The 23,918-nt window shown below is 61.3% G+C and carries 21 protein-coding genes, 1 tRNA gene and 1 pseudogene; 18 read left to right on the top strand and 5 right to left on the bottom strand.

Going from position 1 to position 23,918, the window contains the following annotated elements:
• Window positions 1-6 precede the first annotated feature (6 nt).
• From nuoN to NKH67_RS04405, 8 genes are all read left to right on the top strand, one after another.
• Window positions 7-1,443 carry an NADH-quinone oxidoreductase subunit NuoN gene (nuoN, locus tag NKH67_RS04440; protein ID WP_352470239.1) on the top strand — a complete coding sequence of 479 codons (1,437 nt, stop codon included), beginning with the start codon at window positions 7-9 and terminating at the stop codon, window positions 1,441-1,443.
• 4 nt (window positions 1,444-1,447) lie between these two features.
• Entirely contained in the window at window positions 1,448-2,269 is an 822-nt protein-coding gene (locus NKH67_RS04435) for a biotin--[acetyl-CoA-carboxylase] ligase (RefSeq protein ID WP_352470240.1), read from the top strand.
• A 102-nt stretch (window positions 2,270-2,371) separates the two neighbouring features.
• On the top strand, window positions 2,372-4,042 hold the full coding sequence (locus tag NKH67_RS04430; RefSeq protein ID WP_352450006.1) for a ribonuclease J: 1,671 nt from the start codon (window positions 2,372-2,374) through the stop codon (window positions 4,040-4,042).
• 142 nt (window positions 4,043-4,184) lie between these two features.
• Window positions 4,185-4,589 (top strand): methylmalonyl-CoA epimerase, encoded by a 405-nt coding sequence (gene mce, locus NKH67_RS04425; protein WP_352450005.1) that lies wholly within the window; start codon window positions 4,185-4,187, stop codon window positions 4,587-4,589.
• Window positions 4,586-4,870 (top strand): DUF1467 family protein, encoded by a 285-nt coding sequence (locus NKH67_RS04420; protein WP_352470241.1) that lies wholly within the window; start codon window positions 4,586-4,588, stop codon window positions 4,868-4,870. Before mce ends, NKH67_RS04420 begins: the two co-directional genes overlap by 4 nt.
• A gap of 560 nt (window positions 4,871-5,430) precedes the next feature.
• Window positions 5,431-6,759 (top strand): proline--tRNA ligase, encoded by a 1,329-nt coding sequence (gene proS, locus NKH67_RS04415; protein WP_352470242.1) that lies wholly within the window; start codon window positions 5,431-5,433, stop codon window positions 6,757-6,759.
• Complete coding sequence (locus NKH67_RS04410; protein WP_352470243.1) at window positions 6,756-8,042, top strand: lipoprotein-releasing ABC transporter permease subunit; 1,287 nt, start codon at window positions 6,756-6,758, stop codon at window positions 8,040-8,042. The genes proS and NKH67_RS04410 overlap by 4 nt, the downstream gene beginning before the upstream one ends.
• On the top strand, window positions 8,039-8,722 hold the full coding sequence (locus NKH67_RS04405; protein ID WP_254818120.1) for an ABC transporter ATP-binding protein: 684 nt from the start codon (window positions 8,039-8,041) through the stop codon (window positions 8,720-8,722). The genes NKH67_RS04410 and NKH67_RS04405 overlap by 4 nt, the downstream gene beginning before the upstream one ends.
• Before the next feature lie 386 nt (window positions 8,723-9,108).
• On the opposite strand, the gene lipB is transcribed toward NKH67_RS04405, so the two are convergent.
• Entirely contained in the window at window positions 9,109-9,852 is a 744-nt protein-coding gene (gene lipB, locus NKH67_RS04400; protein ID WP_353030332.1) for a lipoyl(octanoyl) transferase LipB, read from the bottom strand.
• A 175-nt stretch (window positions 9,853-10,027) separates the two neighbouring features.
• Here lipB and NKH67_RS04395 point away from each other — a divergent pair.
• From NKH67_RS04395 to NKH67_RS04360, 8 genes are all read left to right on the top strand, one after another.
• Window positions 10,028-10,112: transfer RNA gene (locus NKH67_RS04395), tRNA-Leu, on the top strand.
• A gap of 137 nt (window positions 10,113-10,249) precedes the next feature.
• Entirely contained in the window at window positions 10,250-11,632 is a 1,383-nt protein-coding gene (locus NKH67_RS04390) for a DUF6538 domain-containing protein (RefSeq protein WP_352501002.1), read from the top strand.
• A gap of 981 nt (window positions 11,633-12,613) precedes the next feature.
• Window positions 12,614-12,820: a hypothetical protein gene (locus NKH67_RS04385; protein ID WP_352501001.1), complete on the top strand. Its 207-nt coding sequence runs from the start codon at window positions 12,614-12,616 to the stop codon at window positions 12,818-12,820.
• Window positions 12,817-14,226, top strand: coding sequence for a His-Xaa-Ser system radical SAM maturase HxsB (hxsB, locus tag NKH67_RS04380; protein ID WP_352501000.1), 1,410 nt, complete (start codon window positions 12,817-12,819; stop codon window positions 14,224-14,226). The genes NKH67_RS04385 and hxsB overlap by 4 nt, the downstream gene beginning before the upstream one ends.
• A complete protein-coding gene (gene hxsC, locus NKH67_RS04375; protein WP_352500999.1) occupies window positions 14,223-15,323 on the top strand; it encodes a His-Xaa-Ser system radical SAM maturase HxsC in 1,101 nt (366 codons plus the stop codon). Before hxsB ends, hxsC begins: the two co-directional genes overlap by 4 nt.
• Entirely contained in the window at window positions 15,320-15,865 is a 546-nt protein-coding gene (hxsA, locus tag NKH67_RS04370) for a His-Xaa-Ser repeat protein HxsA (RefSeq protein WP_352500998.1), read from the top strand. Before hxsC ends, hxsA begins: the two co-directional genes overlap by 4 nt.
• 354 nt (window positions 15,866-16,219) lie before the next feature.
• Entirely contained in the window at window positions 16,220-16,822 is a 603-nt protein-coding gene (locus NKH67_RS04365; protein ID WP_352500997.1) for a hypothetical protein, read from the top strand.
• 649 nt (window positions 16,823-17,471) lie between these two features.
• Window positions 17,472-17,783 carry a DUF736 domain-containing protein gene (locus NKH67_RS04360; RefSeq protein ID WP_352500996.1) on the top strand — a complete coding sequence of 104 codons (312 nt, stop codon included), beginning with the start codon at window positions 17,472-17,474 and terminating at the stop codon, window positions 17,781-17,783.
• Between the two features lie 71 nt (window positions 17,784-17,854).
• Here the strand turns inward: NKH67_RS04360 and NKH67_RS04355 are convergent, their stop codons facing one another.
• The 3 genes and pseudogenes from NKH67_RS04355 to NKH67_RS04345 all read right to left on the bottom strand — a co-directional run bounded on the left by NKH67_RS04355 (window position 17,855) and on the right by NKH67_RS04345 (window position 20,102).
• On the bottom strand, window positions 17,855-18,388 hold the full coding sequence (locus tag NKH67_RS04355; protein WP_352501109.1) for a Ros/MucR family transcriptional regulator: 534 nt from the start codon (window positions 18,386-18,388) through the stop codon (window positions 17,855-17,857).
• 392 nt (window positions 18,389-18,780) lie between these two features.
• Window positions 18,781-18,891, bottom strand: a pseudogene (locus tag NKH67_RS04350) (hypothetical protein); the annotation flags it as partial.
• Window positions 18,892-19,301: 410 nt separating this feature from the next.
• Window positions 19,302-20,102, bottom strand: a complete 801-nt coding sequence (locus tag NKH67_RS04345; protein WP_352500995.1) for a hypothetical protein — start codon at window positions 20,100-20,102, stop codon at window positions 19,302-19,304.
• A 370-nt stretch (window positions 20,103-20,472) separates the two neighbouring features.
• Here NKH67_RS04345 and NKH67_RS04340 point away from each other — a divergent pair, with 370 nt between their 5' ends.
• The gene (locus NKH67_RS04340) at window positions 20,473-22,590 is read left to right on the top strand and encodes a DUF3363 domain-containing protein (protein ID WP_352500994.1); all 2,118 of its coding nucleotides are present in this window, start codon (window positions 20,473-20,475) and stop codon (window positions 22,588-22,590) included.
• 105 nt (window positions 22,591-22,695) lie between these two features.
• On the opposite strand, the gene NKH67_RS04335 is transcribed toward NKH67_RS04340, so the two are convergent.
• Complete coding sequence (locus tag NKH67_RS04335; protein ID WP_352500993.1) at window positions 22,696-22,980, bottom strand: helix-turn-helix transcriptional regulator; 285 nt, start codon at window positions 22,978-22,980, stop codon at window positions 22,696-22,698.
• Between the two features lie 207 nt (window positions 22,981-23,187).
• Here NKH67_RS04335 and NKH67_RS04330 point away from each other — a divergent pair, with 207 nt between their 5' ends.
• The gene (locus NKH67_RS04330; RefSeq protein ID WP_352500992.1) at window positions 23,188-23,838 is read left to right on the top strand and encodes a hypothetical protein; all 651 of its coding nucleotides are present in this window, start codon (window positions 23,188-23,190) and stop codon (window positions 23,836-23,838) included.
• Window positions 23,839-23,918: the final 80 nt, after the last annotated feature.

The following is a 23,918-nucleotide window of genomic DNA, read 5'->3' as shown; positions in this document are numbered from 1 at the left end:
CGAACCATGACGCCGGACCTTCTCTCAAGCCTGTCGCTCTCGACGCCAGAGCTGATCCTCGCCATCGGCGCCTTGGCGCTGTTGATGCTCGGCGCCTATTCGCGCGCCAACACCACCGTCACGGTGAGCGGCCTTGCCGTCGCCGTGCTGGTGATCGCCGGCGCCTGGCTGGTCTTTTCGCCGGGACAGGGCAACGCCTATGGCGAAGCCTTCATCCAGGATCCGTTCGCCCGCTTCATGAAGGTGCTGGCGCTGGTCGGCTCGGCGGTGACGCTGGTCATGTCGGTCCGCTTTGCCCAGGCGGAGCGTTTCGACAAGTTCGAATATCCGGTGCTGATCCTGCTCTGCACGCTCGGCATGATGCTGATGATCTCGGCCAACGGCATGATCGGGCTCTATCTCGGCCTCGAGCTGCAATCGCTGGCGATCTACGTGCTGGCGGCGATCAACCGGGACAATCTGCGCTCGACCGAGGCCGGGCTGAAGTACTTCGTCCTTGGCGCGCTGTCGTCGGGCATGCTGCTTTACGGCATCTCGCTGGTCTACGGCTACACCGGCAACACCGGCTTCCAGGAGATCGCCGCGGCGCTGAGCGGCGGCGAGCGCCAGCTCGGCCTCGTCTTCGGCCTGGTTTTTGTGCTGGCCGGCCTTGCCTTCAAGATCTCGGCGGTGCCGTTCCATATGTGGACGCCCGACGTCTATGAGGGCGCGCCGACGCCGGTGACGGCTTTTCTGGCGGCGGCACCGAAGATGGCGGCGATGGCGCTGATGGTGCGCGTCACCATGGGCGCCTTCAAGCCGATCGCCGCCGACTGGCAGCAGATCATCGTCTTCATCTCGATCGCCTCGATGGCGCTTGGTGCCTTTGCGGCCATCGGCCAGACCAACATCAAACGGCTGATGGCCTATTCCTCCATCGGTCATATGGGTTATGCGCTGGTCGGCCTTGCCGCGAACAGCCAGGACGGCGTGCGCGGCGTCGCCATCTACATGCTGATCTATCTGGTGATGACGCTCGGCACCTTCGCCTTCATCCTCGCCATGCGGCGCAAGGAGGGCAATGTCGAGCAGATCAGCGATCTCGCCGGCCTGTCGGCAACCAATCCGATCATGGCGACGATCCTCACCATCCTGATGTTCTCGCTGGCCGGTATCCCGCCACTCGCCGGCTTCTGGGGGAAATGGTACGTGTTCCTCGCCGCCATCAATGCCAACCTCTACGCGCTGGCGATCATCGGCGTGCTGGCCTCTGTGGTGGGCGCCTATTATTATCTGCGCATCATCAAGATCATGTGGTTCGACGAACCGGTCGGCGGCTTCGTGCCGATGGCGACCGAACTGCGCGTCGTGCTCGGCGTCTGCGGCGCCTTCGTGCTGTTCTACGTGCTGATCGGCGGCCCGATCGGAACCTACGCCGCTGCCGCGGCCAAGACCTTCTTCTGACGGAATGACGTTCAGGCTGGCTCCAACCGCGGCTTCGGACGGGTTCCGGCTCGAGGCGCACGACACGGTCGGCTCCACCAATGCGCTGGCGCTGGAGCACGCGCGGGCCGGCGATCCGGGCAAACTCTGGGTCGTCTCAAAAAAGCAGGAAGCCGGGCGTGGCCGCCGTGGCCGCGCCTGGGCGACGCCCGAGGGCAATCTGGCAGCGACGCTGCTGGTGATCACCAACACCGAGCTTCGGCTTGCCGCGACGCTCGGCTTCGTTGCCGGACTGGCGCTGGCCGACGCGCTCGACGCTGTCGTGCCGAAGGGCAGGATCGGGATCGGCCTCGATGGTGCGAGCCAAGGCAAGAACCGTTTCGAACTGAAATGGCCGAACGATGTGCTTGCCTCGGGCGCCAAGCTCGCCGGCATCCTGCTGGAATCGGCGATGCTGGATGGCGACCGTTCGGCGGTGGCTGTCGGTATCGGCGTCAACGTGGTGGCTTATCCCAAGGATTTGCCTTATCCAGCGACGTCGCTCAGCGCGCTGGGGTCTGCTTGCGATGCCGAGACGCTGTTTCTGGCGCTGTCGGATGCCTGGAGCGAGAATGCGCGGCTGTGGAACGAAGGGCGTGGGCTTGCCGCCGTCAGGCGGCGGTGGCTGGCGCGTGCGGCGGGGCTTGGCGGGCAGGTTGCTGTCAGAATTGACGGTAATGTGGTGCGCGGCACCTTCGAGACCATTGACGAGGACTGCCGTTTCGTGATCCGCGACGATGAAGGTTCGGTTCTGACGATCGCCGCCGGCGACGTGCATTTCGGCGCGGTTGCCTCGGCCGGCGTTTGACCGGCCAATACGTTTGACTGGCCAGGTATTTGACCAGCTTGAATTTGACCGGCCGACAATTTTGACCGGCCCGCAATTTTGACCGGCAAGGAAGGAAAGACCATGGCGACAGCGGAAAACGCCGAACTTGTCTTCGTGCCGCTCGGCGGTGTCGGCGAGATCGGCATGAACTTTGCCCTCTACGGCTATGGACCGGCCAATGCGCGCGAATGGATCGTGGTCGACGTCGGCGTCACCTTTCCCGACGCAACCCTGCCCGGCGTCGACCTGGTTCTGCCCGACACACGCTTCATCGAGGAGAATGTCGCCAATCTGCGCGGCATCGTCATCACCCATGCGCATGAGGACCATTACGGGGCGTTGCACGATATCTGGCCGAAGCTCAAGGCGCCGGTGTGGATGACGCCGTTCAGCGCCGGCCTGCTGGAAGCCAAGCGGCAGGGCGAGCAAGGGGCGCCGAAGATCCCGGTGACGATCTACCGGGCCGGCGAGAAATTCACCGTCGGCCCGTTCGAGATCGAGGCCATCCCTGTTGCGCACTCCATTCCCGAACCGATGTCGCTGGCGATCACGACGCCGGCCGGCGTCGTCATCCACACCGGCGACTGGAAGATCGATCCGGCGCCGACGGTCGGGCCGATGACCGACGAGGCGCGCTTCCGAGCCTATGGCGACAAGGGCGTGCTGGCGCTGGTCTGCGATTCCACCAATGCGATGCGGGAAGGGGAATCGCCGTCCGAAGTGGCGGTGGGCGAGGGCCTCAAGAGCGTCATCCAGAACGCCAAGGGCCGGGTCGCCGTCACCAGCTTCTCCTCCAATGTCGGGCGTATCGTCTCCATCGCCAAGGCGGCGCGGGATGCCGGCCGCCAGTGCCTGGTGATTGGCCGCTCGATGAAGCGAGTCATCGATGTGGCTGATGAACTCGGCTATATGGACGGGTTGCCGGAATTCATCGCCGAGGAGGATTACGGCTTCATCCCGCGCGAAAACCTCGTCATCATCTGCACCGGCAGCCAGGGCGAGCCGCTTGCCGCACTTGCCAAGCTGTCGCGCGACGAGATGAAGTCGGTGGCGCTGACGGCTGGCGACACGGTGGTGTTTTCCTCGCGCACCATTCCCGGCAACGAGAAGGCGATCCTCGAAATCAAGAACCGCCTGATCGATCTCGGCATCAAGATCATCGAGGACGGCGATGCGCTGGTGCATGTCTCCGGCCATCCACGCCGCAGCGAATTGCGCAAGATGTATGAATGGGTGCGGCCGCAGATCGGCGTTCCCGTGCATGGCGAAGCGGCGCATCTGGTGGCGCAGGGCTCGCTGATGTCGACGTCCGGCATCGGCCAGGTCGCGCAGGTGCGCGACGGCGACATGCTCAGGCTGTATCCGGGTGCCGCCGCCATCATCGACCAGGTGCCGTTCGGCCGCATCTACAAGGATGGAAGGCTGATCGGCACCGACCAGGCGATGGGCATTCGCGACCGCCGCAAGCTGTCCTTTGCCGGCCATGTCGCCGTCAATGTCGTGCTCGACGACAAATACGAGCTTGCCGGCGATCCCGATCTGGTCGCCATCGGCGTCGCCGAGGCCGACGGCAGCGGTGAGAGCCTGGAAGACCTGATGATCGATGCGGCAATCGGCGCCGTGGACTCCATCCCCCGCCAGCGCCGAAAAGACCTCGACCTGGTCCAGGAGGCGGTGCGGCGCGCGGTGCGCGGCGCGGCCAACGAAGCCTGGGGCAAGAAGCCGCTGGTGACAGTGTTCGTCACGCGGTGACGAACAAGGGAATAGGGGAGTAGGGCAGTTAAGGGAGTAGGGAAGTAGGAAGTAGGAGCGCAAAACAGTCTGCACTTCTAGATCCTTTTTTCCCTACTCCCTACTGCCTTAGTCCCCTACTCCCTTAACCCGGGAGTACCCTATGCTCGGACGCCTCAACCATGTCGCGCTTGCGGTGCCGGATCTGGCCGCGGCTGCGGCGGTCTATCGCGATACGCTTGGCGCGCGCGTGACCGCGCCGCAGGCGCTGCCGGAGCATGGCGTTACGGTGGTGTTCGTCGATGTCGGCAACACCAGGATCGAGTTGCTCGAGCCGCTCGGCGAAGCCTCGCCGATCGCCGCATTCCTCGCGAAGAATCCGTCCGGCGGCATGCACCATGTCTGCTATGAGGTGGACGACATTGTTGCGGCGCGCGACCGTCTCAAGGCCAGCGGCGCGCGCGTGCTCGGCGACGGCAATCCGAAGATCGGCGCACATGGCAAGCCGGTATTGTTTCTGCACCCCAAGGATTTCTTCGGCACGCTGGTCGAACTGGAGCAAGCATGAGTTGGGTTTCGTTTATCGCCCTGTTCTTCGCCACGTGGTGGGTGGTGTTGTTCGCCGTCCTGCCGTTCAGCATGCGGACGCAGGACGAGGATCGGGACGTGACGCTTGGCACGGTTCCGAGTGCACCGCGCGGACCGCACATGCTGCGCGCCGCGCTGCGCACGACGATAGCCACGCTGGTCCTCATGGGTATCTTCTACGGCATCACGAGAGGGCTTGGCCTCGGCATCGACGACATCCCGCACATCGTGCCGGATTTCAACCAGAGCCCAGCGCATTAGCCGGCTACCTACCGTGTCCGACTATCCCAGCCTAGCCGAGGCTCTGAAATCAAGCTGAGCCAGCAAGGTCAACCCAAAGTAAAGGCCGGGGCGGGTCTGGGCTGACGCAACGTCATGTAGGTTGGTAATCTGTCGTGCTAACCAGATGATTGCACAAAAAAAATGCAAGGCGCGAGGCCTTGCAATTTAAACGCGTCCGATCTGTTTCCGGTGTCCGGCGGCAGCGAGTTACCGCGCCTAGATCGCATCCTCCCAAGACTTTGACCGCGTAGGAGGGCAGATTTTTCTCTACCCTCTCGGTTATGGGGGCACACTAGCCTAAGGCGGGTGAAAATGTCACGAAGAATTTTGCCCAGAAACAGGCAATCTCGTGCTGCAGTGCACAATAGTACGGCAGGCGTTGCTTGCGAAACGCCCAGCAAGCCGTGTGCGGCAATTGCGGCGCCTGTGCAGCGCCTGGGCCGGGTTTCCATTCCGCCATGAAATGGCTATGAAGCCGGGGCAAGCAAGCCTGCGCTGCGCCGATTCCGGCGCCGCCATCCTCTCTCACGGACCAGTTCATGCGTTTGTCGCGCTATTTCCTGCCCATCCTCAAAGAAAATCCGCGCGAGGCCGAGATCGTCTCGCATCGGCTGATGCTGCGCGCCGGCATGATCCGCCAGCAGGGGCAGGGCAGCTTTTCCTGGCTGCCGCTCGGCAAGCGGGTGCTGGACAAGGTCTGCCGGATTATTCGCGAGGAGCAGAATCGCGCCGGTGCACTCGAAATCCTGATGCCGACCATCCAATCGGCCGAGCTGTGGCGCGAAAGCGGCCGCTATGAAGACTACGGCAAGGAGATGCTGCGCATCAAGGACCGGCAAGACCGCGATATGCTCTACGGGCCGACCAACGAGGAGATGGTCACCGAGATCTTCCGCTCCTATGTCAAGTCCTACAAGGACCTGCCGCTCAATCTCTATCACATCCAGTGGAAGTTTCGCGACGAGGTGCGCCCACGCTTCGGCGTCATGCGTTCGCGCGAGTTCCTGATGAAGGACGCCTATTCCTTCGACCTCGATTATGAAGGCGCCAAGGCCGCCTATAACCGCATGTTCGTGTCCTATCTCAGGACGTTTACGCGCATGGGGCTGCAGGCCATTCCGATGCGCGCCGACACCGGGCCGATCGGCGGCGACCTCAGCCATGAGTTCATCATCCTGGCCGACACCGGCGAGAGCCAGGTGTTCTGCCATCGCGACTATCTCTCGCTTGAGGTGCCGGGGGCAGACACTGATTTTTCGAACGACGCCGAGATCGGCGGCATCGTCAAGACGTGGACGACGCCCTATGCCGCCACCGACGAGATGCATGACGAGGCGGCGTGGGAGAAGGTGCCCGCGCGCGACCGGGTCTCGGCGCGCGGCATCGAGGTTGGGCATATCTTCCATTTCGGCGACAAATATTCCAAGCCGATGGGCGCCAAGGTGACCGGGCCGGACGGCAAGGATCATTTCGTTTCTGGCGGTTCCTACGGCATCGGCCCGTCCAGGCTGGTCGCGGCGATCATCGAGGCCAGCCATGACGATAACGGCATCATCTGGCCGGAGGCGGTGGCACCGTTCGATGTCGGCCTGATCAACATGAAGGCTGGCGATGCCGAATGCGACCGCGTCTGCGGCGAGCTGAATGCCGCCTTTGCCGCCGCCGGCAAGGAGGTGCTCTACGACGACACCGACCAGCGGCCGGGCGGCAAGTTCGCCACCGCCGACCTGATCGGGCTCCCGTGGCAGGTGATCGTCGGGCCGCGTGGTGTCGCCGCCGGCGAGGTCGAGATCAAGAACCGCAGGACCGGCGAGCGCGAGACGCTGCCGATCGGCGACGTGAAAAAGCGTTTCGGTGCCGCCGCATGAACGAAGCGGCGGCAGCAAGACCATCGGGCGCCGGGCCTTTTTCCGGCTTCGAACGCTTGGTGGCGTGGCGCTATCTGCGCTCGCGTCGCAAGGAGACGGTGATCTCGGTGATCGCCTCGATCTCCTTCCTCGGCATCATGCTGGGCGTCGCCACGCTGATCGTCGTCATGGCAGTCATGAACGGCTTTCGCGCCGAACTGCTGACGCGCATCCTAGGCGTCAACGGGCACCTGATCGTGCAGCCGCTCGACATGCCGCTGGAGGACTATGCCCAGGTCGCTGGCCGCATCAACGGCGTGCCCGGCGTCAAATACGCCATCCCGCTGATCGACGGGCAGGTGCTGGCGCAAGGCAATGTCGGCGGCGGCACCGGCGCGCTGGTGCGCGGCATACGCGGCGAGGATCTCGGCAAGATCACCATCGTCGCCAACAACATCAAGGAGGGCTCGATCGTCGGCTTCGACACCGGCGAAGGCGTCGCCATCGGCAGCCGCATGGCCGAAAATCTCGGCCTTGTGCTCGGCGATACCATCACGCTGATCTCGCCCGAGGGCGACATCACGCCGCTCGGCACGACGCCGCGCATGAAAGGCTATCCGATAACCGCGATCTTCGAGGTCGGCATGTCGGAATATGACAGTTCCATCGTCTACATGCCGTTTTCCGAAGCGCAGCTTTACTTCAACATGGACGGAAGGGCGCAGACGATCGAGATCTACGCCGACAATCCCGACAATATCGACGCGCTGAAGCCGAAGGTCGAAGAGGCGGCGCAGCGGCCGATCAGCCTTGTCGATTGGCGGGAGCGTAACAAGACGTTCTTCGACGCGCTGCAGGTCGAGCGCAACGTCATGTTCATGATCCTGACGCTGATCGTGCTGGTGGCGGCGCTCAACATCATTTCGGGCCTGATCATGCTGGTGAAGGACAAGGGCCACGACATCGCCATCCTGCGCACCATGGGCGCCACGCGCGGCGCGATCCTGCGCATCTTCCTGATGACCGGGGCTGCGATCGGCGTTGTCGGCACCATCGCCGGCGTGCTGCTCGGCATCGTAATCTGCCTCAACGTCGAGCGCATCCGCCAGTTCTTCTCCTGGCTGGCCGACGAGAGGCTGTTCAATCCCGAGCTTTATTTCCTCAGCCAGTTGCCTGCCCGCATGGATGCCAGCGAGACGATCTCGGTCGTTCTCATGGCATTGGCGCTGTCGTTCCTGGCGACGCTGTTTCCGGCGTGGCGCGCAGCCAGGCTCGATCCGGTCGAAGCGCTGAGGTACGAATGATGGCCGAGGCCATTATCGAGCTGAAGAGCGTCGAGCGGCACTATGTGCAGGGGCCGCGCAAGCTGACCATCCTGAACGGCGCCGATTTTTCGCTGAAGCGTGGCGAGATGGTGGCGCTTGTGGCGCCGTCGGGCACCGGCAAGTCGACGCTGCTCCACACCGCCGGGCTGCTGGAGCGACCGGACGCCGGCGACGTGATCCTGGCGGGGCGCGCCTGCGGCCGGCTTTCCGACGACGAACGCACGGCGATCCGCCGCAACGATGTCGGCTTCGTCTACCAGTTCCATCATTTGTTGCCTGAGTTTTCTGCGCTGGAAAACATCATGATGCCGCAGCTGATAAAAGGGCTGCCGCGCAAGGAGGCGGCCGAGCGGGCGGCGCAATTGCTCGACTATATGCAGATCGGCAAGCGGGCACAGCATCGCCCCTCCGAGCTCTCCGGCGGCGAGCAGCAGCGGGTCGCTATTGCGCGTGCCGTCGCCAATGCGCCGCTGGTGCTTTTGGCCGACGAGCCGACCGGCAATCTCGACCCGGTGACCGCTTCCTATGTGTTCGAGGCGCTGGCAGCACTGGTCCGGCAATCGGGCCTGGCGGCGCTCATCGCCACCCACAATCACGAGCTCGCCTCGCGCATGGACCGCCGCGTGACGCTGGCCGACGGCAAGGTCGTGCCGCTTTAGGGTGCGCTGCAATTGAGGCGATGACGGCCTGCGAGCTGCCGTGCGCCGTCCCGCCGCTTTCGCGCGCCTGTCGGCCGCGAAACGCTCGGCATCTCCCTCTCAACCCTTTCTTAACCCTGTCGAAATGACCGGGCGCAATTCCGGTGACGCCCGGATTGCGATCGTTGACATTCGAACAAAATTAGAACAAAATACGAACATACTAACAACAGGAGAGAGTTATGACCGATCTTGTTCAGGATGTCGTCTCGCTGGTGTGCATGAGCACGTTCCTCATTTCCATGGCAATCTGGATCGGCGCGATGTGAGGATTGAACTCAAGGGCGGCTCGATGCTGATGAGCGAGGGCCGCCTTCGCATATTGGCGCAGGCATTGGGCGAGTGTTTCAGCCGGCCTTGCGGGACACTTCGACAGGCGACACCGCGGCGGGCCCGAACACGTCCTCGAAAGCGGATTTCAGCGCCAGGTCGAGGTCGGCCATGGTCACGGGAAGGCCGAGGTCGACAAGGCTGGTGACGCCGTGATCCTGGACGCCGCACGGCACGATGCCGCTGAAATGGCTAAGGTCCGGCTCGACATTGATGGCGATGCCGTGAAAGCTCACCCAGCGCCGCAGCCTGATGCCGATGGCGGCGATCTTGTCCTCGGCCGCCGAGTCGTCGGGCAAAGCGGGGCGGTCCGGCCGAACCACCCAGACGCCGACGCGGTCCTCGCGGCGTTCGCCGCGTACGTTGAAGGCGGCCAGCGAGCCGATGATCCATTGTTCGAGTGCGGCGACGAAGGCGCGGACATCCTCGCGCCGCCGCTTCAGGTCGAGCATGACGTAGGCGACGCGCTGGCCCGGCCCATGATAGGTGTATTCGCCGCCACGCCCGGCGGCAAAGACCGGGAAACGGTCCGGCTCGATCAGGTCCTCGATGCGGGCGCTGGTGCCGGCGGTGTAGAGCGGCGGGTGCTCGACCAGCCAGACCATCTCGCCGGCGCCGCCGCTGCGGATTGCCTCGGCGCGCGCCTCCATCACGACGAGCGCATCGGGATAGGCGGTGAGCCCGGGCTCGATGCGCCATTCGACCGGCGCCGAGCCGGGCAAGGGCAGGAACGACGTGGCGATCTGGCTGCGTTCTGTCATGATATCTCGTCTCGCCACTCATATGGCGGCAATCGGTACAAACGTCCAGTTCCGGCACGTTCGGCCCTTGAACAGTTATGCCGATGTCCGGCCGATTATTGCTGGCGGCGCACTTGTTTCACCGGAAACGATTTGCTACACGCCGCGGGCCGGTTGGTTCCGGCTCCTACCACGTGCGGTCGTGGCGGAATTGGTAGACGCGCAGCGTTGAGGTCGCTGTGGGGCAACCCGTGGAAGTTCGAGTCTTCTCGACCGCACCATTAAATTCGTGAATTGGCTTTCCTAACTCATTGAAATATCATTCCGACAGATCCCCCTTGCTCGGGGATGCTTGGAATTCCTGCTGTAATGCGATACACTCTGCGATACAAAATGAGATACATCGCGAGATTGGCCCATGCGAAAAGAGGCCGTCGCAGAGCCCGCCAGGGACCCGGATCGCTACCTCATCCAACGCGACGGGATTTTCTATTATCATCGGCGAGTGCCTGCCAAGCTGGCCGGCATCGACGATCGCGGCAGCTTCATTCGCAAGTCTTTGGGAACGGACGAGCGCCGCCTCGCACGTGCAATGCGCGACAGGCTTGAAGACGCGGACAAGACCCTGTGGGCCGTGCTTCTTTGCGGCGGCGAGACAAGATCAGCACTTGATCAGTATCGTGACGCCGTTCGCCGAGCTGAAGCCATGGGCGTTTCCTACCTTTCAAACGGGCAAGTGGCAGGCTTTCAGAATGTTGATGCGATCTTGAAGCGTGTCGAGGCGCTGGAGCGCGTTCAAGGGGCCCCCGCCGTGGCCGACGCTCTCCTCGGCGGTGTGCCAGTGCCGCCGGTCAAAATCTCAGACGCTTTTGATGTCTATGCCGATGAGATCATGGCACATGAAGTTGTAGGCAAGAGCCAGTCTCAGCGCCGAATGTGGAGGAAAGTAAAGCAAAGGGCCGTCAGCAACTTTATCGCCCTGGTCGGCGACAAGCCCATCGGTGAAATCACGCGCGAGGATGGACTGGCCTTCTACCGACTTTGGCTCAAGCGCGTTGCGCCACCGCCTGATGTCGGACCCGCAACACATTCCGCGTCGGCCGGCAATCGAGATCTCGGCAACATGCGGGATCTCTACAGGCGCTATTTCGCTCATCTGGGCGAAGAACAAAAAGGCACCCCATTTGATGACCTCCGCTTTTCGGAGCGTGGCAAGCGCCGTCGTAAACGGCCGTCATTCGATCCCAAATGGATATCCGATCAGATCATGAGGCCTGGCGCTCTAGGATCCCTGGATGCTCAAGCGCGCCGATGCGTTCTGGCGCTGATCGAGACAGGCGCACGGCCAAGCGAGATATGCAATCTCGACGAGACCGTGATCTTCCTTGACACGCCGGTCCCCTACATTCGCATCACCCCACGAGAGGACGCCGATGATCCGCGCGAAATCAAGACCGAATGGTCCGTGCGAGATGTGCCGTTGGTAGGTGTCGCCTTGGAAGTCTTTAAGAGAAATCCGCAGGGATTTCCGCGCTACCGCAATCGTGAAGAGGCACTTTCAGCAAACCTGAATAAGTTTTTCAAAACACACAAACTTTTCCCAACACCGAAGCACAAGATTTACTCGCTCCGGCACAGTTTCGAGGATCGTATGAAAGAGGCAGGCCTCGATAGTGAGCTTCGCAAAATCTTGATGGGCCATACGATCGAGCGGATAGAGTATGGTTCGGGCGGATCACTGCAATGGCGACGCGACGAGCTCAAAAAAATTGCTTTGCCTTTCGATCCCGAGATCGTTTGAGCCGTTCCTGGACGCGCAGCATTGCGCCCGTCTCTGCAATCAGTTTCTTCCTTTCGCTTTCAAGACGCTCGTAAATTGGGAGATACGCTTGTCCTTTTTTGCCAGCCTTGTGAATAGCAAGCGCCAGTGTATCCAAAGCGTGGTCAATTCGCTCTAAGGTCACAGACTCAGGAACCGTGCTCACCCGTGGCAGAGCACAGTTCATCCGCGGTTCCCATCTCCGTTTTCTGTTCGGTGATGACACAGTCGAGATAATGGCAGCAGGCGCAGGTGAGAAAAGCGGTTTGCCTCTGGCATTGTGCGGCGGCGGCCCTCGACCTAGAAATCGGAAAACGAGCGTGCGGCAGCAACTCTGAAACCGATCGGCGCCTTCATCCGCCGGAGATCGGAATCCGGAACCCTCTCCACGAGCGCGCGAAAGTCCGGTGAGTGTCAGCCGGCCAAATGGCAATCAACGCGCAAGGCCGCTCGCTCCAGCCCTTCCGAGGGCGTGCTCGCGAGCGGCGTCGCTACCGCCGAGCTACACCATCTGTCCATCTGTGGGACGCGACTCCAGATCAGTCGCGGTAAGGCACCTCTCGCCGGGGGTGGCGGTCCCGCGTCTCGCCTGTGGCGCCGCTATGCTGACGCTCCTTCGGCACCCGGTTAACCGGTCTCGAGGTCACGAACTGGCTACGTCGACGAAATGAATCCTCCTTAGACCAAGGGAATTTCATCGACTGCGCTTTGTGCGCCCCTTTTTTCTCTGGCCGCTGATGCGGCCGTCATGCTGGGTTCTCAACGCGCGCCTCGCTGTGGTCGTCGGCAGAGGGAGGGCTGCCGGAATAATCGAACGGAGAACTTCCCGGCTCGGATAGATTTAGTGTTAGAACTCGAAAACCTTGAAGTATAGTGGAGGCCGGTGGGAGGGCTTCCGTCGGGGTGCCAGAGCGAAATCTAGAACGGGTTACAATCGAAATTCCGCGGATGTTTCGAAGCTTCGTGGAAGGCGCATTGCTGCGCGTTCAGATGCAGTATCCATCGCTTCGCTTTTCAGCCTCGGCTGAAGGTGCGGAGATAGCTTCTCTTCCATCCGAAAATCTGGACGACGTGCGCAAGAGCATTCTGCACGCGGTTTATCGAGAAAAGGTTTATGTCGAGACCCTTCCGCTTCGACAGGCGCTGATCAGTGCGGTCACTGCGAAATGAAAGTCTGGCCGCTTAAGTTTCGAGAGCGTCCAAACGGTGAATTGCTGTTCACCGATGATGCCGGTGGATTCTTCGTGGGAAGTCATCAGTTTCTGGAGAGGTACACAGGCGACGATCTGTCGATTGTCGATCGCCATTTTCTCCGCGAAAACGGTCATGTGTTCGAACGCGAAGGCGATCCCGACTGGATGTCATTTGCCTATCGGTGGGCACGCAGGCAGGCGAAGCAGCAAGACCTCTCCTACCTTATCTTGGTTCCCACACTTCGCTGCAATTTGACCTGCGGCTATTGCCAAGTTTCGCGGGCCCCGGAGTCCGCACTGGGCTTCGACTGGAGCGATGAAACATTGAAGGCCGTGCTTGGCTTCATCGACGCGATGAAGGGTCCGGAGATCAAAATCGAATTTCAGGGTGGAGAACCCTTGCTTCGGATCGATCTGCTTGAGCAGGTCCGCGCCTTCACCCGCTCAAAGTTTCCGAACAGCCTGTTTGTTGTCTGCACAAATTTGCAACGCCTGGGCGACCGAGAATGGACCTTTCTTGACCAACCGGACACATTCGTCAGCACCTCGCTGGACGGAAATCACGAGACCCACACGCGTCAGCGCACGCATGATCCTCTGGTCACCGACACGTTCTTTGGCAACCTCGCAGAGGCCGTGCGTCGCCTCGGCCCTGGCAGGATTTCAGCTTTGCCGACGATAGACGTAGACCGACCGCCAGATTTCACAGACCTCGTCGACAATTTCGAGCTCCACGGCATAAGTTCGATCTATCTCCGGCCGATAAACCACCAAGGTTTCGCGCGGCGTCGAAAGAGCGATCCAAATTTAATAGCCAAATGGAATGCGCTTCATTCCGAATTCATCGACTACCTTATCGACCGCAATCACCGCACCGGCCGATATGTCGAAGAATATTATTTCAGCCAGTGTTTGCGTCGGCTTCTCAGATCGGGAGCCGATGATCATGTCGACCTGCGCAATCCAAATTTCTTCGCCTCGGACTACATCGTCGTCGATCACGATGGGCAGTTGTACCCGACGGACGAAGCTCGGATGCTCTCGCGCATAGGTCACGTCGATCTGTCGATTGGCACGATAGCCGACGGTGTCGATTCGACGAAAGTGCAGCTCCTAAACCATGCGTCGATCAACAATTTCGACGCCGACTGCATCCACTGCGTCTATCAACCTTTCTGCGGAACAGATGTTGTCGATGACCTGTCGCGAGACGGACGCGTCGATCTGGCTCGCAGTGAGACCTGGTTCTGCAAGAGGCACATTTCCCTTTTTGATAAAGTCGTCGAGGTAATCAACCGCCGCGATGATGCGGCGATGCAATCGCTGGCCAGGTGGGCCCGTGTGCCATCATGGGGGGATCACATGGTCCCAGTGCATGAATGATTCCGCTTCGTCTCAAAATCGAAACCAATGTCGTCGATCCCTACGTCGTTCGCCTCAGATCATTCGAAGGAATTTCGGAGGAATGCTGTCACACGGGTTTGCTGGACGCAGCGTTGGAGAGCGCCAGCGCGGAAAGCGCCGACTTCACCGGAGCGATGGGCAAGCTCCGTGTATTTGGCGTCGATCCGAGCGAGGTGAATGGTGATGTGATGTTTGTCGTGCCGCGGCGAGGGACGGCGCACCGCCTGATCCGAGCGAATTCCCGACACAACACGCTTTTGATCACGGAACGTTGCGATCAGCTCTGCGTGATGTGCTCGCAGCCTCCAAAAGAGCGGCACACAGACATGTTTCCATTCTTCGAAAAAGCCGTGCTCCTATCGCCAGAAAACACGACGATCGGCATTTCGGGAGGGGAGCCCACGCTCTTCAAATCGGAGCTATTCGACTTCCTGGAGAGAACGATGTCCGCCCGCCGCGACGTCGATTTTCACGTGCTAACCAATGCTCAGCATTTTGATCGCAATGACCTCGTCATGCTTCGTCGTCTGGATCTGGATCGTGTCCTTTGGGGCATTCCTGTTTACTCGAGCGATCGTGATGTCCACGACCACATTGTGGCGAAACCAGGTGCCTTCGAGCAGGTTAGAAAAAACCTGTCGCTCCTTTGCGAGGCTGGCGCAAAAATTGAACTGCGCACAGTGCTTATGAAACCCAATGCTCCCAAGCTATTTGACCTGGCGAAATTTGTGACGAGCACACTGCCGTTCGTCAACAAATGGGCAATCATGCAGCTGGAAAACATCGGGTACGGTCGACAGAATTGGCACTCGTTATTCTACGACAGTTCCATGGGCTTCGACGTGGTCGGCAAGACACTGGATTTTGCTATAAGCCGGGGGATCGATACCAAGCTCTACAATTTTCCGCTCTGCACAGTTCCGGCCAACTATCGTACCTTTGCGCCTTCGACGATCTCGGACTGGAAAAGAGCCTACGTCTCAGATTGCGCAGATTGCAGTCTCCGGAACGAGTGCGGCGGTTTCTTCGAATGGCATCCAAAGGCGCACGGATATGGAAGGTTTGGTGTCGCATGAAAAAGCGGCTTTTCACGGTTCCCTCTTTGCTCGCTGCTGGGTTCATGCCCCTTGAGAGCGTTGCAATGCCGATTGCGCTTCATGCAGGGGACGGGGGCAAGTCGAAGTCGCTGTTTGATATTTTCAAGCTCGACCACAAGTTCACGCTGGCGGGACACAGGTCACATAGCAGCCACAGTAGTCATAGCTCCCATAGTAGCCACCGATCATCAGCGGGCGGCACCTACTACCCGCCTCCAGCGCCCGTCTATCAGACGCCGGCACCGATCTATCAAGCACCGACCTACCAGGCGCCTACAACTGCGCCGGCGGCTCCGGCCCCTTTGATAGTGCTCCCCGGTAACGCTAACAAATTCAAGGAAATCGTTCTTCAGGTCCAGTTTGCCATGCTCTCGTTCGGCTACTACAATGGCGAGTTGGACGGCAAGATGGGCCCGGAGATGAGAGCTGGTCTCGTAAAAATGCAGTCCGACTACAACCTGAAAATCACAGGTACTATTACACCCGAGACGTTGAACGCGTTGCGGATTACCGCGGAGTGACCGCAATGGCGCCCGGCCCCCTTGACCTACAATGGTCGGTTAGGCCCGCGCGAGCCTGGAGGCGCAGATAGCGCTCGCGTGCGCCTGCCTCCGAGCAATCGATCTCGCGCTCGGCATATCGCCCAGTCGTCGGAAGGCCTGATCATCGTCTGACGCGCTCCCTAGGGATACGCTTCGCCGTCAGCACGATGTTCAAAACAGAACCAGCGCGACGGCTGCCTCGGCTTTAGTCGAACGTTCGCTGGATGACGGACAGGCGGCAGCTCGCAGCCAATCGAATTGACCTACACCACCTCGGACGGTAGCAACTCCCGGTCGGCCAGAGAGCTGATAATCAGCGGATGATAGAGGATCATGAAACACGAAGCGACGGCTGAGAGCGCGCTCCGAAAAGAGGAGCTGGGGCGAATAGCCTTGCGGGAGGCCGAGCGATTAGCTTTCCCGCCGACCGAATGGGAGGCGAACACCCTTGCTGAGGTTCTCGCCCTGCCGCGAGTTACTGTCACGCGGCCGCCTGAAGAGCATCTCCTGGCGGCCGGCATGGTTCCCAAGGACTGCCATGTAAATTGCTCCACGCAGGCGGCAAATGACCCGGATCGGCTGAGCCGTCATGTTTGGGGCTGGTGGATCTACGGTCCGATTGTTGTCTTGCATTCGGTTGTCGAGGCCCGCGGGCAATGGCTTTGTCTAACCCCACAGATAAACCGGTTACCTTCACGGTTCCAGTTCATCCCCGACGCCTCGATCGAATGGATAGACGCCAACGACGGCGTAGCAACGCACGGATTTCGGGGCGGAGTAAAGCTGCCCGATGCACTTCGCAAATATCCCGAGCATCATCTTCGGATGCGGGATGAGCTCCGCGCTCTTATGGCGTCAGGAATGACGGCATTTGATGCCTGGCAAATCGTCGATGCCAAGCTGGGTGCCGAGCTAATGAATAGAGAGCCCATTTAGCTCATGCGTCTCGGCGCCCGAACGCTTATGCGGGATCAAATACGAGGTCTCCTTAGACGAAAATTAGGCTGAATCGGCTGCTCTCCGCCTCCAAGAACTCAGAATTGGTCCGGTAGCTGCCGGCTAAATGTCTGCTATCCGCTAGGGAGATGCCGCAAGCTGCCCCGCCTTTGGCCAAATCAAGACGTTCGGTACATCGGCGCCCAGCGTCAGCAAGTGGCGCGTTGTGCCATCTTGGCGGCGGTCATGGTTGAGGTGTAGTTTACCTGTATTGCCCGCAAAGCGCTCATGACCGGATGAGCAAGCGTGAGTATCGCCGTCCCGCGCTCACTCCTGTCTGTTCATCCTAACCCCGTAGCGTCCTCGAATGGATTGGGTCTGACCAAGGACCGCCTTCGCTTCGCTCAGTCTCGATCGTCTTCCCGCAATGACGGCGCTGCGTTTTCTTCCCCTGGCCGTACCACCCCACCACGCAGGCGGTGGCGGGGACCCCGGTTTGCGTCCATTCCTCGCGGCCCAAGAAAGCCTCGCGCCGCCGTCTTTCACTTCGTTTCAGCCACTTTGGGGTGCGGCCCGATCGTCCCCGGCCTTAGGACCACCATCGAGGCCGCGATAGGCGCGGCCCGAGAAAACAGAAGGAACCATCACAATGGCGACGATCGGCACTTTCTCTCGCACCGCGAACGGCTTCTCCGGCTCGGTCAAGACCCTCAACCTCAACGTCAAGGCGGTGACCTTGACCCCGGCGGAAGGTGACAACCAAAAAGGTCCGGACTTCCGTATCTTCGCCGGTGCCACCGAGTTCGGCGCGGCATGGAAGAAGACCTCGCGTGAGGGCCGCGAGTACCACTCCGTCAAGCTCGACGATCCGAGCTTACCCGCTCCGATCTATGCAAGCCTGGTCGAGACCGACACCGAGGGCGATTTCTCGCTCATCTGGTCCCGCCGCACCGCAGAGTGATCCGACTTAACACGAGGCCCCGCCGCAAGGCGGGGCTTCGCCATGTTCAGGTCACGTCCGCCAGGCGCAGCCTAGGCTTTGGCCGGTGCCTTGCGCGCCTTCTTCAGCGGCGACTTGATGGCTGCGATTGCCGTTGTCGCTGCTGCCGCACGAGCAGCCCGTTTTGGTTTTTCTGCCGCGGCTGGGATGGGCGCTGCCGCCTTGCGTCCGAGCCCGATTGATTTCGCAAGAGCCGAGCGGCTGGCCGCATAGTTCGGCGCCACCATCGGATAGTCGGACGGCAGGCTCCATTTCTGGCGGTACGCGTCGGGCGTCAGATTGTAATGGACTCCGATGTGCCTCTTGAGGGACTTGAACTTCTTCCCGTCTTCCAGGCAGATGATGAAATCAGGTGACACTGATTTCTTGATCGACACCGCCGGCTCCAGCTTGACTGCGGCTGGAGCCACAGGTGTTCCGATCCCTTGCAGAGCGGCATGGGTATCTCCGATCAGCTTCGACAACTCGGCGACCGGCAGCGGATTGTTCGAAACGTAGGCGGAGACGATGTCGGCGGTAATTGATACGAGATCAGCCTGGTCGTTTTGGTCTGCAGAAACGGTCATCGAGTTTTCCTCTTGAGTAACAAGGCGCAATGAAACGGACGAGCTATTCGCCAATCAGGCAATAATTCGTTATTCCGCCAACAAACCTCATTCGTTGCAAATATCAAGCGGGCATGCTTGGCTTCCATCGTTCTGCCCGGCCGCGGAAGTCGCTGATTGCGTCGGAGAAGCGACACTTTCCGCTTGCCTTCGGCGCGGGGAGGCGCCCAGACCTAGACACACCAGCGCCAGAACGTATTGCTCCTGCGCTGCACGATTGAGCGACGAACGTGCCCGCAGCAATTGCCGCCGCGACACTCGGCGGCGCGGTCACCCTCGTCGCGCCGGTGTGAATTGGACCTTCGAGCGCAGTTCATCTGGAATGCATCGGAGCGTTCAGGTGGCTTGTATTATTATGTCGGCCAAGGTCGCTGGCCTCGTTCGGGCGCCGGGGCGCAGCACCTAAAACGGGCCGGAACATAGTCGAGCATCTCGCTAACGCTCTCGCAGATGCTGTGCAGGGTGCCACCGCAATGACCGGGGACGGGCTGTCGACGTCGATGACCGGGTCAACGCGCGGCAGTGATCAGGCACCGGCCCGCTTGGTTGCGCCTTTTCGCGTTCGCCGCCGGCGATATTCACTCACTCGCTCGATATCGCTTTCGAATGTCCTCCGCGGCAAGCTGGAACTCGTCGGGGTCCATGCGCTCGGAAGCCGAGAAGTGATCCGTCTTCAGCTGCTCCTGGATCAGCGTGGCGAGCCCGTCGAGCCCCTTTTGCGCAGGCCGGTGTGACCGAGCCCCAGATGCACCTACACGCCCGCCTGGACGACGATCATGATGCGTTCTCCTTGCCACGAGATGCCGCTTGGCTGCATCGGCATCACTGCCGACGGATGCAAAGATGCGCCGCCCGTCGTCCAATTAGGATGGCATCATGCCGCCCGGTGGCCGCAAGGGATTTTGCGCAGGATAGCCGGTGCCGGCGGTTCATTTTCCGCCCCATGGATGAGCGCAACGGTTGCCAGTTGCGGCGCCGTGCGAGCGGTCAGGCTGAACTCGACCGGCCTGCGGACACCATGCTGGTGGCGACGCCATGACGGCAAACCTGCGCCACTGCGATGCCGGGCTTCTCCGCCTCCTGCATGATCGCCCGCTTCTGCTAGTCGCTGAAGCGGCGGCGGTTCGATCGCCCATCCACCGCGTCCGGCGTGAAGCGGCATTTGCGTCGCGCGCAATTGGCAGCGCTGCTTAATTGGGCTCGGGCACTCGGATGAAGCAGGGATCGCCAGTCCATTTCGTCGCCGTATTCTTCCAGGCGATTGCGCCAGATCCGCAACGCATGCGGCGAGAGGCCGCGTGCCGCGGCATATTCGCATGCCCATGCCGCTCCAGTTCATCGCCTCGACATGCATGCCCCAGAACGCCTGCAGAGCGATCGGGCTGCTGTCGGTGCGCCTGCTGTAGCGATATCGTGGAGGCCTTTTGGGCCGCTTCGGCGGCGCCTTATTGCGCGAACGTGCTGCCTTCTTCCGGCGCAAATTCTGCAGCTTTTCCGCACGTTTGCACAGATCATCCGCACCCACCAGATGGCGCATCCACAGCTCGAATGTGGTGATCGAGAGATCGCGCCGGCGACAGTATTCCAGCGCATCCTGGTTGCCGTGGTACCAGCTCGCGACGTGTGACGACCGGTAAGGACTATAGGCCTTGGCCCAGGAGCGGCGAGCCGCCATCGGAGATCCTCCACATGACGAAGGAAACCCCACATGACGCTCAATTGCACTAGCCGAATAGGTGCAGGGACCGAACGCTTACCGAGGGCGAAGAGGGATGGCAAGATAAACCGAGCTGGCGCTCGCCCTCGCTTTGCTCGTAAGTGCTTGTCTGCACATTGTTTTTTCCTGACCTTGCTGACATCAGCTAGAATGACGTGAGGTGCGGGCTGACAGGCTATGGCTATGCTATTGATCTAAAAAGCAAAGATGCCGTGCCGCAGCGATGTGCGATCCGCCATTCTTCGCCGCGGCAAGTCTTTGCGCGCCATAGCCCGCTCTGCGTTCCGGCCATCTTGAAGCACCAAATGCGACTCCCGATGCTGTCGTCATGGCAGATCGTGTCAGTGACAGATTCCAGGTTCGCACCGGCCGGATGCGGCATGGCGGCGCGCCGGTCAATTCACGGACGCTGCCCTTTGTGCGCCAGGTCGAGATTGCGATCCGCAAGCAAGGCGGCAATCCCTATCGCCTCGGCGCAAGCAGCAGCGGCGGAAAGGGGAGTGGCCGCTTCAATGCCCGCGGCCGCGGCGGCAAGGTGGTGGCCGGGTTGCCAAGGGACGGTGGCGGGTGGAAGCAGGACGGCAATGGCGTCCGCTTTCGCTCCCGCCGCGTCGTGGTGAAGGCGCGCGTCGTCAAGCTGCCGGGGCGAGGCAAGGGGACTGGGCGCGGCCAAAAGTTCGTGACGACCAGCAAGGCCGTCGATGCGCATCTGCGCTATCTCCAGCGCGACGGCGTGACCAGGGACGGCGAGAAGGGCAGGGTATACTCGGCCGTCGACGACGAGGCCGACGGCAAGGCCTTCGTCGAGCGCGGACGCGGTGACCGACATCAGTTCCGCTTCATCGTCGCGCCGGAGGATGCCGCCGAGATGGAAGACCTGCGGTCCTTCACCCGCGATCTCATGCGACAGATGGAGACCGACCTCAACACGCGACTCGACTGGATTGCTGTCGACCACCACAACACCGGCCATCCGCACACCCACATCCTGGTGCGCGGCATCACCGATGAAGGCAAGATCCTGAACATCGCCGGCGACTACATCGCCCATGGCATCCGCCATCGGGCAACCGAGCTGGTGGAACGGGAGCTTGGGCTGCAAAGCGAGCTGGAGGTCGCCCGCAAGCTGGCCAACGAGGTCGGAGCCGAACGGCTGACCCGGCTCGACCGCATGCTGATCGCCGAACAGCAGGAGCACGACGTTGTCGACCTCCGTCCCAATGCCAGCGACAGCTACACCATTTCCAGCAACCGCTATCTGCTGATCGATCGGGCGAAGAGACTGGAGCACTTCGGCCTGGCGAACGAGATTGAGCCCGGCCGATGGGTGATCTCCGACAGGGCCGAAAGCACGCTGCGGGGGCTCGGCGAGCGCAACGACATCATCAAGACCATGCACCGAGCGCTGGAAGAGCACGGCCTCGCCAATGAGCGGGGCTCGGCGCAATACGCAATGCACCGGCGGACCATCACCGAGCCGGTCGTCGGCCGTGTGCTCGCCAAGGGGCTCGCCGGCGACGAGATGAGCGATCGGTTGTCGCTCGTCATCGATGGCGTGGACGGGCGTACTCACTATGTCGAGACCGCGGATGCGGCAAAGCTCGACGACATCCAGCGCGGCCATATCGTGGCGCTCGATCCCATCCTGCCGAAGGAGGAGCCGCGTGCGGCCGACCGCAACATCAGCAGCATATCCGGCGAGGACGGCATCTATCGCCCGAGCAGACACCTTGAGGCGATCCGCGAGACATTTTTGGAGCAGCGCAAGGACCCAGACGCCTTCGTCCGTTTCCATGTCCGCCGTCTCGAAGCGCTGCGCCGGGCCGGCCATGTCGAACGCATCGACGAGGACCACTGGCGCGTTCCAAATGACCTGTCCGAGCGCGGCATCGCCTACGATGGCCAGAACCGCGGAAAGGACTTCTCCGTCCGCGTGCTCTCGACGCTTGACCTTGACGCGCAGATCGGCAGCGACGGCGCCAACTGGCTCGACCGGGAGCTGACGGCCAAAAGCCCTGTGCCGCTGGTCCGGTCAGGCTTTGGTTTCGACGTGGACGACGCTCTCGACAGACGGGCTGCCCAGCTCGTCAGGATGGGGCATGCCGAACGCGATGCGACGAGCGGTACGATCACCTTCGCGCGCGACCTCGTAGCCACGCTGGAGCGCCAGGAGGTCGCGCGTGTCGGCAAGGAAATGGCCGCTGCGCGCGGCCTCATCTTCGCGCCAGTCCAGCCCGGCAACCATGTCGGCGGCACGCTGCTCGGTTCAGCCCGCCTTGCCAGCGGGCGCTTCGCCATGCTGGACGATGGTCTCGGGTTTCAGCTCGTTCCGTGGCAGCCAATGCTGGAGAAGCGCATCGGCCAGCACATCACCGGGCTCGTGCAAAACAGCGGCGGCATCGACTGGAGCTTCGGCAGAAAACGCGGCCTGGAGATCGGGATGTGAAGGTCGGTCAAGGTCAACGATGCAAAATAAGGTGAGAGCGCGAGTTCAGGCCTCGCGCGATGAACTGGGTCTGACCGCATGTGGATCGATAGGTGCGAACGCGGGTCACTCCGGCCTTTGGCGGCTTTTGACAAGTCTCACACCAGGTCCGCTACCGTTCTCGAGCATGAATTCTGTTCCCGCATCGGTCAACGCCTTGAGAATTTTCGCCGCGGTTCCAGGGCGCCCCCCGAGCGGACCGTCTTCGGCCTCCAGACGAGCTATGGTTGGTTCAGACACCGAAGAGTAGCGTGCCAGATCCGCCTGCGACCACCCAAGCAACGCGCGTGCCGCCTTGATTTGGCGCGTACTAACCGTTTGCCGAAGTTTTGATTGGTTTTCTATTGACATTCGGCGCGCCTAATTGATATTTTTTATATCAATTCCTGATCTCGCAGCGTGCGTATCAACCAGCGTCGCGGGACGGAATTGGCCGCAGCCGGCGTTGGTGCACTTTAGTTCCCCAACACTGCTTTGGCGCATGACGAGTGGCCGGACAGGATGTCCGCACATCCCACCCAACCGGACCACAACCCAAGCTTCTGAGGATCTCGGATCATGGCTGATTCCGACAATACCATGACTCTGCCTTTCGTCACTCGCCGACAAGTGCTTGCGGGAACCATAGCGGCTACCACCACGTGGACGCTCGAAGGTAGTGCGTCCGCAGGCGACGCCGGAAGGGGATATGCGCCCGGCGACCCAGCGCTGGCGCTTTGGCGGGAATGGCAGGCAGCCTGCAAGTTGACCGAGCAGCTTTGCCGCAAGCAGCAGCGTCTGGAGACAAGGCTTGTCGAGAGCGTCGGCTTTCCTGGTGTGACCGTCCGCCTGTCCAAGAGTAAAGACGTGACAGTCCACTCGATCGAGGCGCTCAATGAAGTGCTTGGCAAAGGGTCGGCTATGGCGGCTCTGCGCGAAAAAGCCGAAGCTGATTTCGCGGCGCATGAGGCGCGCTGGGATGCGGCTGCCGAGGAGACCGGGTACACCGCAGCACTCAGGGCCGAGCGCGAGGCTGGCAAGCGGGCGCAGGATCTGATGGAAGCACTCTCAACGACTCCTAGCACGACTCTCGCCGGAGTCGCGGGCAAGCTCGATGCGGTATTGCGCGAGGGCGAAGCCTGGGAGGAATCCTCCGAGTTCCCCTGGCCACAAATCCGATCGGCACTCAGTGATCTAGTGCGCATGGTGCAAGAGAAGTTGCATGAATAGTTCTTTCAGTACGGGCGGTGTCCCAAGCTCCGCAACTGGCGGGCGGCAGCGGAAATGGCATTGCTGAGTGGGGCCTCCAC

Origin of the sequence: Mesorhizobium sp. M0968, assembly GCF_040319065.1 — a bacterium.
GTDB lineage: Bacteria > Pseudomonadota > Alphaproteobacteria > Rhizobiales > Rhizobiaceae > Mesorhizobium.
The sequence above is the reverse complement of the archived record's forward strand: the minus strand, read 5'-3'. Positions and strand labels throughout refer to the sequence as shown.